Source organism: Actinoplanes teichomyceticus ATCC 31121, assembly GCF_003711105.1.
GTDB classification, from domain to species: domain Bacteria; phylum Actinomycetota; class Actinomycetes; order Mycobacteriales; family Micromonosporaceae; genus Actinoplanes; species Actinoplanes teichomyceticus.
The window spans coordinates 4,832,764-4,846,662 of the sequence record NZ_CP023865.1 but is presented as its reverse complement, the minus strand read 5'-3'; the positions used below and the strand labels follow the sequence as shown (position 1 = coordinate 4,846,662).

Genomic DNA, 13,899 nt, shown 5'->3' with positions numbered 1-13,899 from the left:
CAGCCGCCGCGCGCACCTCCGGGACGCGCCGCTCCGTGATGACCAGGGCGTCCGCGGGCTTGCTGACGCGCTGCACGGCCGCGCGCCGGACCTCCGGGGAGCCGACCTGCCGGCTGGCTCGGGTCGCGGACGTCGTGGTGGCGGCCACGCCCGCGCCGTCCCCGCCGGTGCTGAGCACCGAGGTCCGTTGCGCGAGGGCTGGGATCACGCTTGCCTCCGTACGCCAGGGGTCCCTGCCCGTCCACTGTGCGGCACCGGTGCAAACGATCATTGGACGGCTTCTTACCTGCTCTTTCCGTGCTCTGGTCTTTTCGGTGTGGTGCGGTTTTTCCGGCGTGCTGCGGCCCGTTGTTGTGAGCCCGGGCCGCGCTACCCCTGGGTGGCGAGGTCCTGCGCTGTGCCGCCGTCCGTTCCGGTTGCCGTGGTGCTTCCTCAGGCGGCGCGGTCTTCGCCGCGTGCCGCGGTCCTTTCCTCCCTACCTTGGTTCTTCAGCGTGTGCTGTGGTCTCCAGCGTGTGCTCCGTCTTCAGCGTGTGCTCCGTCTCCAGCGTGTGCTGTGGCCTCCAGCGTGCGTTGTGGTCTTCAGCGCTGCGGTCTTCAGCGTGTGCTGCGGTCCGCAGGGCGAGCGGTGTTCAAGGCGCGGTCTTCAAGGCGCGCTCGCTCAAGGCGCGGTCCTCGAGGCGCCGTCTTCAAGGCGCGGTCCTCAAGGCGCCGTCTTCAAGGCGCACGGTCTTCGAAGCGCTGTCTTCAGGGCGCGCTGCAGGCGCCGGGGCGCCCGGCGGGGTGTGTCCCGCCGGGCGCGGGTTCGCGCGCCGGTCAGCTCAGCTCGCGCTTGAGCAGCTTGCCGGTGGCGGTCATCGGCAGCGACTCCACGATGCTCACCATCCGCGGGTACTTGTACGAGGCCATCTGCTCCTTGCCCCAGGCCACCAGATCGTCCTCGGTGACCGTGGCGCCCGGCTTGAGGATCACGAACGCCTTGACCTCCTCGCCGTGGCTCGGGTGCGGCACGCCGATCACCGCGGCCAGGGAAACCGCCTCATGGGTCAGCAGCACCTCCTCGACCTCCCGTGGGTAGACGTTGAAGCCACCCCGGATGATCATGTCCTTGGCCCGGTCGACGATGTAGTAATAGCCGTCCTTGTCGCGGCGGGCCAGGTCCCCGGTGCGGAACCATCCGTCGCGCATCACCTCGGCGGTCGCCTCGGGCCGGTTGTAGTAGCCGCGCATGATGTTGTGGCCGCGGATGGCGATCTCGCCGATCTCGTCGACGCCACTGACGGTGTTCCACTCGGGATCGATCAGCTTCACCTCGACGCCCCAGATCGGGATGCCGATCGAGCCGGGCCGGGGCTCGCTGTCCGGGTCGCTGAACGTGGCGACCGGGGAGGTCTCGGACAGGCCGTATCCCTCCAGGATGGTCACCCCGAAACGTTCCCGGACCGCCTTGATGATCTCGACCGGCAGGCTGGAGCCGCCGGAGACGGCGACCCGCATGTTGCGGGCGATCCGTTCCACGTCGATGTCCTCATTCTCGGTGAGGGCGTTCAGCAGGCCCCAGTACATGGTCGGGACGCCGGCGAAGAATGTCACGTTCTCGCTCTGCAGCAGCTGCACCGCGGCGTTCGCATCGAACCGCGGCAGCAGCACGAGTGTGGCCGCCATCGAGAACCCGGCGTTCATGTTGACCGTCGAGCCGAACGAGTGGAACAGCGGCAGCACCAACAGGTGGGTGTCGGTGGCCGGCTGCGAGGCGAACAACCGGTTGCAGGTGAGCGCGTTCAGCACCAGGTTGGAGTGGGACAGCTCGGCGCCCTTGGCCTGGCCGGTGGTGCCGCTGGTGTAAAGGATCACCGCTGCGTCGGTCTCGGCGCGCAGCACCGTCTCGAAGGCCGGCGCGTGCCCGGCCAGCGCCTGCCCGAGCGTCTCGGCGCCCTCGATCGGTGAGGCGGCCGCCGGGTCCGCGGTGATCAGGAAGAAGTGCTCGCAGCCGTCGGCGTCGCCGAACCCGGCGTGCCCCTCGGCGCCCATCGGCAGCTCCGGGGTGCCCTGGAAGCAGAAGTACGCCTTCGCCTCCGAGTCGTTCAGGTGGTATGTGATCTCCCGGCCCTTGAGCAGGACGTTCAGCGGCACCACGACCGCGCCGGCCTTGAGGATCCCGTAGTAGACGATCGGGAAGTAGGGCAGATTGGGGCAGGAGAGCGCGACCTTGTCGCCGGGCTGGATGCCTCGTGCCACCAGCATGTTCGCCACCTGGTTCGCCGCCGCGTCCACCTGGGCGTAGGTCAGGCGCTGCGGGCCTAGCACCACGGCGGCGCGGTCCGGGTAGCGGCGGGCGCTGTCCTCCAGCAGGACGGAAAGGTTGAGCATCCGGGGGTTCCCCTTACAAAACGGTGTGCTGTGACGGCGGTCTCATCCCAACATGGGGGCGGTTTCCTGGGAACCCACCGTTTCGGCTTTGTTTCCGGGGCGGATTTCGTCAGGTCGCCCGTTTTTGTGCCGATGGCGTCGGCGTGGGAATTCCGGTGATGGATGCGGTGCACGTCGGTCGTCAGCCGATCTTCGACGCCCAGGGCACCGTGGTCGCGTTTGAACTGCTGTTCCGCGGCCGCATGGACGCCGTGGCGTCCGGCCGGCAGGACACCTATGCCACCAGCACCGTGATGATCAATGCGTTCACCGAGTTCGGCATCGCCGAGGTCGCCGGTGACCGGCCGTGCTTCATCAACCTCACCCGGGAGTTCGTGACCGGTCGCCTGCCGCTGCCGTTCGGGCCGGAGCAGGTCGTCCTGGAGGTGCTGGAGACGGTCGCGGTCGACGACGAGGTGATCGAGGGGATCACCGCGCTCGCCGGCGCCGGGTACAAGATCGCCCTGGACGACTTCGTCTGGGGCTCCGGCCACGAGCAACTGCTCGGACTCGCCTCCTACGTCAAACTCGACCTTCTCGACGGCGACCTGAGCCGGCTCGACGAGATCGTCGCCGCCTGCCGGCAGTACCCGGGCATCGAGATCGTGGCGGAGCGCCTGGAGACCGACGAGCAGGTCGCCATCGCCGACCGGTACGGCATGGAGCTGCGGCAGGGGTACGCCCTGAGCCGCCCCCAGGTCCTCAGCACGCCCAGCCTCTCCCCGTCCCGGCTGCGCCGCCTGGAACTGGTGGCTGCCCTGATGACCCCGGACGTCCCGCTCGACAAGATCACCTCCATCATCGTGAGCGACCCGGCCCTGGCCCTGCGCGTCCTGCGGGTCAGCAACTCGGTCGCGGCCGGCGTGGTCAGCCGGATCTCGTCGGTACGCCAGGCGGTCATGCTGGTCGGCCTGACCCGGATCCGCCGCTGGGCCACCCTGATGGTGGTCGACGACGTCGCCGAGGCGCCGGAGGAGCAGCTGCTCACCGCGCTGACCCAGGCCCGGCTGTGCGAGAACCTGGCCCCGCGCTTCGGTGCCGACCCCGGCGCGGCGTTCGTGTCCGGCCTGGTCACCGGGATGGCCCGATTGATGGGCAGCACCCCGGCGGCGATGGCCGAGCAACTGCCGCTCACCGCTGACGTCTCGGACGCGCTCAACCACGGAACCGGTCGCCTCGGCCAAGTGTTGAACGCGGTGCGCGCCTACGAGGCCGGCGAGGTCGGTTCCGAGGACCTGGCCGTCCCGGCGCTGGACGCGATGCGCTGGTCCACGCGCACCCTGACCGCGGCACACCGCTTCAACCCGAAGCGCCGTCGCTGAGGCGCTGCTTATAGGTGTGGCAACCCGGCCGGGCGGCGTTCGCCGCGGGGCCTGCCGAGTAACCGGACAAAGGTCCGCCGCCGCGGCCCGGTCGCCGGGTGGTGATCCGCTCTCGCCCTTACCGCGCAGTGAGCGGCCGGTCTCCGGCTTCATCGGGCGAGTGCGGGACGGCGCAGTACCGGCAGCGCGGTGGCGGTGACCGCGAGCACCGCGCACAGGGCGGTCACGCCGAGCGCCGCACCCCACGGGATGACCAGCGCGACGTCCTGTCCCAGCTCGTCCTCGACGGCGGCGCGCACCCCGGTCAGCGACAGCGCGCCCACCGCCCCGCCCAGCAGCGCGCCGACGCCCGCCGAGAGAAGCGCTTCGCTCGTCGTGACCCGCAGTACCTGACCGATCCCGGCCCCGGCCAGGCGCAGCGCGCGGAACTCGGGCCGCCGGGCGGCCGTGGCCATCAGCAACGTGTTCGACACCGCGATCGCGGTGTACCCGGCGGTCAGCGCGATCAGTACCCACAGGAACAGATCGACGAGCTGTCCCTCCTCGTCGATCTGTTCCTGGACGTAGTCCCGGGCCGACAGTGCGCGGGCGCCAGCAGCCGGCTGCGGGTCACCGCTCAGCATCACCATGCGGGTCAGCGCATCGGGATCGTGCCGGCGTACCAACTCGCGGGGCAGCACCACGGGCGCGTCGGCATCGGCGTCGATTTTCCGTACCGCAACGGTGCTGACCTCACCATCCGCCCACCGCAAGGTGATCGCCTCGCCGGTGGAAGCGCCGAGTCGCTCGGCTGCCTCCGGAGTGAGGGTGACGGGCGCGCCGGCCACCCCCGCGGCATACTCCCCGGTGCCGGTGGAGCCCCGCTGTATCAACACCCGGGTGTCGAGCCGTGCGGTACCGGGCTGGGTGCGGACCGCAGCATCGCCGAGCCCCGGCGTGCCGTCCGGCGCCAGCACGGTGGCCGCTGGAATGTCCGCGGTCGCATCGATCCCGGACGCTTGCTCGATCGTCGCGACCATCCCGGTGAGCAGGACCGTCATTCCCACAGTCAGCAGGACCGGGGCGGCCGTCGACGCGACCCGGCGAACGCCGGTCAGGGTGCCCTCGCGTACCACCATCGCGGTTGCTGACCCACGCCACGGGCCGGTCGCGAACCGCACCAGCGGACCGATCGCCACCGGTGCGAGCAATGCGGCCGCGGTCAACAACAGCATCGCCGCGCCCATGCCCGCAGTCGTCTTGCTCTGCGTCGCCATCGTCGGCATCGCGGCCAGCAACGCGGCACCGGCGGCCGCGCTGAGCAGGCCTAATGCCCAGCGTGTCCGGGTCATCGGCCGGATCTCGGCGGCCGCGTCCCGCAGCGCGGCGAGCGGCGCAACCCGGCTGGCCCGGCGTGCCGCCACCCCCGCTCCGGCGAGGGCGACCACCAGTCCGACCAGGACCGCCCCGCCGACCGCGGCGGGCTGCCAGGTCGCCGCGAATCCGGGTGGTTCCAGGCCGAGATCCACCATGGGGCCGGCCAGCAGCGGGGCCACCCCCGCGCCCAGCGGGGCGCCGAGCAGGCCGGCCAGGACGGCAATCGGGGCGGTCTCCGCATACATCAACCGGCGCACCTGACCGGGTGTCGCTCCGGCAGCCCGCAACAATCCCAGCTCGCGCTGCCGCTGACCGGCGGTCAACGCACACGTCGAGGCCACCACGAACACCGTCGCGAATGCGCCGAGAGTCACCATCGCGATCAGCAGCTGCGCCCCGATCCAGCGGATGCGGGTGACGCTCACCGGCTCCAGGGCGGCTCGGTCCGGCCCGGCGCGGACCGTTCCGAACGCGCCGATCAGGGACTGCGCGGCGTCCGTCACGCTTCGGTGGTCACCGTCCACGGTCAGGCCGATCACCCGTACGCCGGAAGCGCGCCCGAGGGCGTCGGTGTCCGTCACGTAGTAGCCCGGCCCGTCGGTCGTCCCGGTGATCGTCCAGCTCTCCGGCCCGGCCGCGGTGAGCACCGCGACCGTGCTGCCCGGTGGCCCGCCCGTGCCGGTGACCACTTCGCCGGGCCTCTGCGGCGGGCGCCCGCCGGTCAGGTGGTAGCCACCGAGCGCCGCCGACGACCAGCCGTGTCCGGCCAGTGTGGCTGTCCCGTCGTCGTCAGCGCCCTGCCGCTGCACGTAGAAGAACGGGTCGGGGATCACCCCCGTGATGCGCGGGTCCTGCCGGAGCCTGGCGGAGATCTCGGTCAGCTCGGTCGCCGTCCACGAACGGATCTCCGGCTCGCCGAAATCGTTGGTGCCCACCGACGGGGCCTGCACCATCACCGGTGAGGCGCGGTACCGCTCGGGCGGCTGCGGCCGCGAGGAAAGATAGAGCGTCGTGGTGCCGGCCACCACGGCGACACCCAGCATGATCGCCACGAACGTGCCGGCGAAGCTCGCGAACCGATGCCGGACCATCGCCCACGCCATCATCGGACCGACTCCTCAAGCCGTGCGGTGTGCACCGCGATCTTCTCGGCGCCGACCGGCCCGGCCAGGTCGTCGACCACCCGGCCATCGGCCAGGAACAGCACCCGATCCGCGTGCGAGGCCGCAACCGGATCATGGGTGACCATCACGATCGTCTGCCTGTGCCGGTCAACCGCGAAGCGCAGCAACCGCAGCACCTCCGCCCCGGAGCGGGCGTCCAGCGCACCGGTCGGCTCGTCGGCGAAGATCACCGCCGGCCGGGTGACCAGCGCCCGCGCGATCGCGACGCGCTGCTGCTGTCCGCCGGACAGCTCGGCCGGTCGATGCGCGGCGCGCTCGGCGAGGCCGACCTCGGCCAGCATCGCGGCCACCTCACCCGGCTGTGGCCGGCGACCGGCCAGACGCAGTGGCAGCATCACGTTCTGCTCCGCGGTCAGCGCCGGCACCAGATTGAACGACTGGAACACGAACCCGACCCGGTCACGTCGCAGCCGGGTCAGGGCTCGCTCACTCAGGCCACCCACCGGCACGCCGTCGATCAGGACCTCGCCGCTCGTCACCCGGTCGAGCCCCGCGGCACAGTGCAGCAGCGTGGACTTGCCGGAGCCGGACGGGCCCATCACCGCGGTGAACGTGCCGGGGGCGAAGCGCGCGTCCACCGCATCGAGCGCGGTGACAGCGTGCTCTGCGTGGCCATACCGTTTGGTGACCCCTCGGATCTCCACGGCGGCTGTCTGTGCTGGCGTCGTCATGCCCACAAGGCAACCGGCTCGCACGGCACGGCACAGTCACGCGGGATTGACTTTCCGGGGTAACGCCAGCACTACCGACGCTGCCGGGTCGCGGCGGTACCGTGCCCCCATGCCGGTCCGCACCGCGCTCGACGCGCTCACCCTCCGGCCGACCGTGTTCCTGCGGTCGGCCTGGCCGTGGCGCTCGCTGCTCTATCTGAGTGGTGGCGCCTTGCTGGGCTTCGGCACCATCCTCGTGGTGATCGCGCTGGTCCTGGTCGGCGCGGTGCTGTCCATCGTGGTGATCGGCCTGGCGGCGTACGTCGCGACGGTGCTCTGCGGCGTCGCCGTGGCCCGGATGGAGCGGCGCCGCATGCGCCTGGTCGACTTCGACGAGCTCCCCGATCCGCATCGACCGGCACCCCGGGCCGGACTGCGGGCGTGGCTCCGGCTGCGGTTGCGGGAACAGGCCACCTGGCGCGAGCTGGGCTACGCGATGATGTCCGCGGGGCTGCTGTGCTGGATGGATTCACTGGTCGTCGCGGGTGTGGTCTGGATACCGGCGGCCACCCTCGGCGCACCGTTCTACATGGTCTACGAGCCGCTCGGCGCCCGCCTGCTGTTGGGTCTGGCCGGGATTCCGCTCACCGTGGTGTTGGCCTGGCCGGTGACCGCCTGGGCCGGAGCCCGGGCCGCGATGGCGCGAGCCATCCTGGCGCCGCGGGCACACGACGCCGACGAGAAGCTGATCGAGGTGACCCGGTCACGGGCGCGGCTGGTCGACGCCTTCGAGGTCGAGCGCCGGCGGATCGAGCGGGACCTGCACGACGGAGCGCAGCAACGGCTGGTGGCCTTGAGCATCCAGCTCGGCATGGCCCGTCTCGAGTTGCCTCCGGACAGTCCCGCGACGGGACCCGTGGCCGCCGCCCATGACCTCGCAAAGCAGGCATTGACCGAGCTGCGTCAACTGATTCGCGGCGTGCATCCGAAGGTGCTGACCGACCGCGGTCTGGCGGCGGCGGCCGGGGACGCGGCCTCGTCCGCACCGTTGCCGGTGGAGCTCGATTTCGCGCTGTCCGCGCGGCTGCCCGTCGCACTGGAGGCGACCGCATATTTCGTGATCGCGGAGGCGCTGACCAACGTGACGAAGCACAGCGGCGCCAGCCGCGCCTGGGTTTCCGGGCGGCTGGATCAGGGCCGCCTGATCGTGGAGATCCGCGATGACGGGTGCGGCGGTGCCGACCCGTCCGCCGGCACCGGTCTGGTCGGTCTCGCCGACCGTGTCGCCGTCGTCGACGGCACGGTGGCACTCGCCAGCCCGCCCGGTGGTCCGACCGTCCTGCGCGCCGAGATCCCGCTGCCTCCGGAGGAGGGCGAGACCTCGTACGCAGGGGAGAAGGTGTCGGCCCCGAGGCACTCCGCCCGGCCGTCACCGCGAGACAGCGACGATGCGGGGGTGTCGACGTGAGTGAAGGGCTGCGGGTTGTGATCGCGGAAGACGGCGTGATCGTCCGTGAGGGTGTCGCCGGGATGCTGCGGCGCTTCGGGCACGAGGTCGTCGCCGCTGTCGGGGACGCCACCGAGCTGCTCGCGGCGGTGGCGAAGCACAAGCCGGACGTGGTGGTCACCGACGTACGGATGCCGCCGAAGTTCAGCGATGAGGGATTGCAGGCGGCGATCGCGATGCGGGCCTCCGACCCGGAGCTGCCGGTCCTGGTGTTGAGTCAGTACGTCGAGCAGACCTACGCGGCCGAGCTGCTCGACTCGGGCCGGGCGGCCGGCGTCGGCTATCTGCTCAAGGACCGTATCGGCGAGGTGACCGAGTTCGTCGACGCGCTCGCCGCGGTGGCTGCCGGGCGCACGGTCGTGGACCCCGAGGTGGTCCGCCAGCTGCTGTCGCGCCGCCGGGCCCCGCTGTACCGGCTGACCGCCCGGGAGCACGAGGTGCTTGCCCTGATGGCGCAAGGCCGGTCGAACGCGGCGATCGCGCGTGAGCTCGTCGTCTCCGAGGCGGCGGTGGCGAAGCACATCAACAGTTTGCTGACCAAGCTGGACTTGCCGCCCGACGCCGACGACCACCGCCGCGTTCGCGCGGTCCTGGCTTACCTGCGGGGGTGAGCAGACATGTTCCTCCGTGGCTCGGCAAGGCGGCGTCCGGCGTCCGGCGGCAGAACACTGCGTGGCGGGGAGGAGACGGGCTGTTCCGACGGGGCGAGGGGACGGGTGACGAAATCGGACGACATGCCATGCGTGGGTCAGGACCGGTCGAGCGGTTGGGACGAGCCCGCGCCGATCAGGAGGCGTTCGGCGACGGGGTAGGCGGAGTGGCGGGCGATGGAGCGGTGTGTGACTGGAGCCGGCAAACCCGGGCGACGCGACCGATGGCGACGGGTAGTGGCCGGTGTCTGGCGCGGTCGTGATTCGGCGGGCGCGGTCAGCAGCGACGCCATCAGGGATGGCAAGCAGCGGCGGTGGGCGGTCCGTCAACCGCTACCGGGGTGAGTCAGCGCGGCGGGCATCAAGGTCACTGTTTCGGGGCGAGGGGCGGCTCAGGCGACGTAGGCAGGTCCTGCTGCCAGGGGCATGTCGGGCGGTTCGCGCCGTCCGATATCTCGGGAGGCGATCAGGGTCACGACAGCCGGACAAGGCAGCAATGCATCGATGCTTGGCTATTGATTCCGGTGAGGGGGTGAGAGAGGCTGGCGCCGGTTGTTGCCGGTGGGAGCCGTCGTAGGGCGTGCGGGTGATTTGTTCGTGCAGCGTTGATCCGGACGCTGCCTGATGGACCCGTGGGGCCCGGCTGGCCGTGCGGAAATCCCTCGGAACGATCAGTCCGATCGATGTGCGAAGGAGCACGGCTCATGGTTTCCCCAGCCACTTCCCCCGAGCCCACCCGTACCGGAAAGAAGGCTCGCGGCCGGACTGCCCGCCGCTCGATGATCGTCGCCGGTGGCGCCCTGGCGATGGTTGTCGCCGCCGCGGCGCCGGCGCTGGCCGCGCCGCCGACCGAACTGCCCGGCAGGGCCGATGCGATCGAGGCGAAATGGCAGCCGGCGTACGACTACGACACCGACGGCTGCTATCCGACCCCGGCGATCGGACCTACCGGCGCGGTCAACGGCGGCCTGAAACCGACCGGCTCGCTCAGCGGCGACTGTCACGACGCGGCTGACCTGGACAACACCAACGGATATTCGCGCTACAAATGCAACAACGGGTGGTGTGCGATTGCTTACGGGCTTTATTTCGAAAAGGACCAGGCGCTGGCGAACAGTTCCATCGGCGGCCACCGGCACGATTGGGAACACGTCGTCGTCTGGGTGCAGAACGACGTCGCCAGATATGTTGCCACCTCGGCGCACGGCGACTTCGACGTCCATGCCGCGGGCAGTGTGCTGTGGACCGGCAACCACCCGAAGATCGTCTACCACAAGGATGGCGTCAGCACACACTGCTTCCGTCTCGCCAATGGCAGCGACGACCCGCCGGAGAACGCCTACCGCACCTGGCAGTACCCGTCGCTGGTGGGATGGAACGGCTTCCCGTCCACCGGCATCCGCACCACGCTGAGCAACTATGACTTCGGCAGTGCGAATTTCGGTCTCAAGGATGCCAATTTCGTCAACCTTCTCACCGAGGCGATGCCTGCCGGAATCTCGTTCAATCCATCCGCCTGAGCAGTCGGAGGAAATGTTTCCGAATGCTCGAGACGGTTGTCGAGGGGCCTGCGGGGGTGGCCGAGTAGAACAGGATTGGAGAAATGGTTGGCCGTGTCCCTCAAAGGTGACCGGGTGCCTGCGGAACTTCTCGCGCGCCGCCGAAAAGGCCAGATGACTGTGGAATCCGCTCGAGGAGCCGTTGGCCGGTTGCCGGAGCCGCCGGTTGTCCGTAAGGCTGCCGGCCTGCCGGCTGGTTGAACGGCGTTCGAGGGCTGGCCGGCTTGCCGGTTGTTGAGGGGCTGGGTTGGAGGGGCTGGGTTGGAGGGGCTGGGTTCGAAGGGCTTGGTTCGAAGGGCTCGCTTCGAGAGGGGTTGCGTTCGAGAGGGGCTGTGTTCGATCGAGAGGCTGGCGGTCTGCCGCTGCCGCGCCCCGGTTGATTGAGCGGCGTTCGGAGGGCTGCCGAGGTCGCTGGTGATCGAAAGGCGTTCAAGGGGCCGTGGGGTGCGCTGCCTGATCGAGGGTTTGCGGGGTGCCGGGGCTGGAGGGTCGCGGGATGGTCGTGGGCCGTCGGGTGGTGGTGGGCCGTCGGGTGGTGGTGGGCCGTCGGGTGGTGGGGCGTCGGGTGGCTCGGGGCCACTGGGGTGAGTTGATGGTCGGGTCGGTGCCTGCGGGGCCGCCGCGCGACTGAGGGGTCGTCGAGTAGCTGAACTGAGAGGTCGCCGAGTAGCGGGAGGGCTGGCGGCGGCTGGCGGGTCACTGAGGCGATGCGGGCTGCGCGGTTCCGGCCTGCATCGCCCCAGGCAGTACGTGGTGCCGTACGCAATAAGCTCTGTTTGGGTTGCTTGTCTGGCTCGCCTAACGGTCGGTGATGGCGGTGATCGAGGCCAGCAGGCCGGCGGCCAGGTCGTAGCGGTCGCGCGGCACGATGTGCAGGATCCCGGCAGGTGGGTTCGGTGGTGGCGTCGGTACGGGGTTCTCGCGGTACGACGAGAGCCGCGCGACATGGGCGGTGACCTGAGCCGGGAAGTGGAAGCGGCCACCGGCGCGGGAGCCGCCCAGGTGCAGGCAGACGTCGATGCCCGGCGGGTGCTCGGCGTCCCAGCCCGGGAAGACCGTCTTGAACTCGGCGTACCCGTGCGGGTCGGTGACCTGTGCGCCGCGCAGCGGTGGGGTGGAGGGGGCGGGGGAGCGGTGCGTGACCTCCAGGACCGCGCCGGGCAGCGGCCGGTCGACCGTGTCGAGCACCCGCACCCGCAGCATCATCGGGACTCCGGCGTCGGCCGGGGACAGTTCCCGTTGTACGACGAACCGGTCCCCGCCGGCGGAGGACTCCGGGCGGAGCCGGCAGATGGCCGGCTCCGACCCCGGAAAGTCCAGCGTGATGATGCTGCGGCGGCTTATCACCGGCGCGGTGGTGCGCTCCTCGTGTCCCATTTGCGTCCCTACGTTCCTGACCATAACGTCCCCGAAATGATCATTGCAGGGTGGAAAGACTTAGATGTGACTTTTGCCGGAAATATTCTCATTGTCTCCGCGGGGAGGTGCGCGTGGAGCGCGTGATGCGGGGAGCGGAAGTGGTGGGGAGGAGCGGCGGCGGAGTGTGCGGCCGGTGCTGGCGCGCGGGACAGACGAACACGGGGCGGTGGGCGGTGAGCTGACCGCGACGGCGCCGGGAAAGGGCGGTGGTGGTCGGCGATCGGCGACGGCGACGGCGACGGCGGCCGAGACTGCGACCGCCGTCGAGAATCGGCAGCGGGTGGTGAGGCGCCGGCGGCGGTGTGCGGGAAGCGTGGCAGTGTGCTGGAACGCGGCGGTGCGTGGTGGGCTGCCGGCGGCGGGGTGCTGGAACGCGGCGGTGCGTGGTGGGCTGCCGGCGGCGGGGTGCCGGAACGCGGCGGTGGGTGGTGGGCTGCCGGCGGCGGGGTGCTGGAACGCGGCGGTGGGTGGTGGGCTGCCGGCAACGGTGGGGCGCTGAGCAGCCGGTGGCGAGGGCGGCGGGGCGCGAGCGCCGGATCGCTGCCCCCGGACCGTCGGGACCTACCGGCCGGGTGGTGGCTATGCCGCCCGCAACTGGGCCAGCACCAGGGGATCGATCGCCCCGGGGACGATGCGCATCTCCAGGTTCTCGATGCCGGCCCAGGATGCCAGCGCCTCGTCCAGGTCCTCGTCGTGCTGACCCAGATCGGCGAGCCGCTGCCGCACCTCGGTCGCGAGCGTGCCGGTCAGCGGGAGCAGCGTGGCCGGATCCGGGCGTTCGAAGTACAGCGTGTGCATCTGGAGCAGCCGTCCCAGCTCGGCTACCGGGTCCGGGTGGTCGTCGACGCGGAGGTCGACGAGGACGTCACTGGTTCCGCCGTACCCCAGGCCTTTGGCGACCACCAGCAACGCCGCGCTCTGCCGCCCGCGCCGGTCGCCGCCCGCCTGGTCTCCGGCGCGCAGCGCCGCCAGCAGCCGGTATGCCAGCACCGAGTCCGAGGCGGGAGGCGGGTCGGCCGGACGTGCGGTCGTGGAGGTGGACGTCAGCGGCGCCGGCGGGGGCCACGTCACGCCGCTGAGCCAGGTGCTCTGCATATCGGCGACCACGGCCGGTCCGGCGAGCATGTTGCCCTGGATGGCGTAGCCGTTCCCGGCCGTCCCGCCCGCCCACGGGTGGCAGTCGTCGCCGGTGAACGTCGCGCCCGGCCCGGACACGCCGACCACCCCGACCTGCCGGTGCCCGACCGGCCCGGCGTCCCCGGCGATCAGCGCCTTGACCACCTCCGGCGCCGCCACCCCGGTGCCCAGCAGCGTCAGCCCCTGCGGGCGGTAGGCGAGGTTCGCGTACGACTGGGTGGCCACCGCGCCGACGTCGGCCAGCGCGGCCGGCACCGCCGCGCCGACTCCGAGGAACTTGCTGGCGACCGCCACGCCGAGGATCTTGCCGTCGGCGGACCGGCCCACGATCGAGAACGTCATGGCCGCACGGTAGCCGAAGCCGTCCGGCGCCATCGCGGGGACGGGGGTGCCGGTCGCCCGGGAGCGGCGCGGGCCCGTCGCCGATCGCGCCGGTGGCGGCTCCGGCGCAGCGACCGCTGCCGTTCCTCGCGCCACCGCCGGGGCTTCAACTTATGTCTTGCGGCTCGATCGGCGCTTGCGGGAGGCGTGGCCGGGTAGCGGGTCTTGCGGCTCGACCGGGGCTTGCGGGAGGCGTGGCCTGAGTGGCTGTCTCCTGCGGCTCGGTCGGTGCTTGCGGCAGGCGTGGCCTGAGTGGCTGTGACCTGCGGCTCGACCGGGGCTTGCGGGAGGCGTGGCCTGAGAGGACGTCTGATTAACGTATTTTG

General features: G+C 71.0%; 9 protein-coding genes. 4 read left to right on the top strand and 5 right to left on the bottom strand.

The window, feature by feature from the left end; translation table 11 throughout:
* Positions 1 to 815: 815 nt before the first annotated feature.
* Positions 816 to 2,369 carry a long-chain-fatty-acid--CoA ligase gene (locus ACTEI_RS21400; RefSeq protein ID WP_122979272.1) on the bottom strand — a complete coding sequence of 518 codons (1,554 nt, stop codon included), beginning with the start codon at positions 2,367 to 2,369 and terminating at the stop codon, positions 816 to 818.
* Between the two features lie 143 nt (positions 2,370 to 2,512).
* Here ACTEI_RS21400 and ACTEI_RS21395 point away from each other — a divergent pair, with 143 nt between their 5' ends.
* Positions 2,513 to 3,730 (top strand): EAL and HDOD domain-containing protein, encoded by a 1,218-nt coding sequence (locus ACTEI_RS21395; protein WP_239082616.1) that lies wholly within the window; start codon positions 2,513 to 2,515, stop codon positions 3,728 to 3,730.
* A 149-nt stretch (positions 3,731 to 3,879) separates the two neighbouring features.
* On the opposite strand, the gene ACTEI_RS21390 is transcribed toward ACTEI_RS21395, so the two are convergent.
* Together ACTEI_RS21390 and ACTEI_RS21385 are read right to left on the bottom strand one after the other, a co-directional pair.
* Positions 3,880 to 6,192 carry an ABC transporter permease gene (locus ACTEI_RS21390; protein ID WP_122979270.1) on the bottom strand — a complete coding sequence of 771 codons (2,313 nt, stop codon included), beginning with the start codon at positions 6,190 to 6,192 and terminating at the stop codon, positions 3,880 to 3,882.
* A complete protein-coding gene (locus ACTEI_RS21385; protein ID WP_122979269.1) occupies positions 6,189 to 6,941 on the bottom strand; it encodes an ABC transporter ATP-binding protein in 753 nt (250 codons plus the stop codon). The genes ACTEI_RS21390 and ACTEI_RS21385 overlap by 4 nt, the downstream gene beginning before the upstream one ends.
* 109 nt (positions 6,942 to 7,050) lie before the next feature.
* Between ACTEI_RS21385 and ACTEI_RS21380 the strand changes: the two genes are divergently transcribed.
* The 3 genes from ACTEI_RS21380 to ACTEI_RS21370 all read left to right on the top strand — a co-directional run bounded on the left by ACTEI_RS21380 (position 7,051) and on the right by ACTEI_RS21370 (position 10,597).
* Positions 7,051 to 8,388, top strand: a complete 1,338-nt coding sequence (locus tag ACTEI_RS21380; protein WP_122979268.1) for a sensor histidine kinase — start codon at positions 7,051 to 7,053, stop codon at positions 8,386 to 8,388.
* Complete coding sequence (locus tag ACTEI_RS21375; protein ID WP_122979267.1) at positions 8,385 to 9,038, top strand: response regulator transcription factor; 654 nt, start codon at positions 8,385 to 8,387, stop codon at positions 9,036 to 9,038. The genes ACTEI_RS21380 and ACTEI_RS21375 overlap by 4 nt, the downstream gene beginning before the upstream one ends.
* A gap of 743 nt (positions 9,039 to 9,781) precedes the next feature.
* Entirely contained in the window at positions 9,782 to 10,597 is an 816-nt protein-coding gene (locus ACTEI_RS21370) for an NPP1 family protein (protein ID WP_122979266.1), read from the top strand.
* 837 nt (positions 10,598 to 11,434) lie between these two features.
* Here ACTEI_RS21370 and ACTEI_RS21365 read toward each other — a convergent pair.
* Both ACTEI_RS21365 and ACTEI_RS21355 read right to left on the bottom strand, forming a co-directional pair.
* The gene (locus ACTEI_RS21365; RefSeq protein WP_122979265.1) at positions 11,435 to 12,013 is read right to left on the bottom strand and encodes a peptidase associated/transthyretin-like domain-containing protein; all 579 of its coding nucleotides are present in this window, start codon (positions 12,011 to 12,013) and stop codon (positions 11,435 to 11,437) included.
* A gap of 621 nt (positions 12,014 to 12,634) precedes the next feature.
* A complete protein-coding gene (locus tag ACTEI_RS21355) occupies positions 12,635 to 13,534 on the bottom strand; it encodes a DUF1028 domain-containing protein (protein WP_122982314.1) in 900 nt (299 codons plus the stop codon).
* Positions 13,535 to 13,899 lie beyond the last annotated feature (365 nt).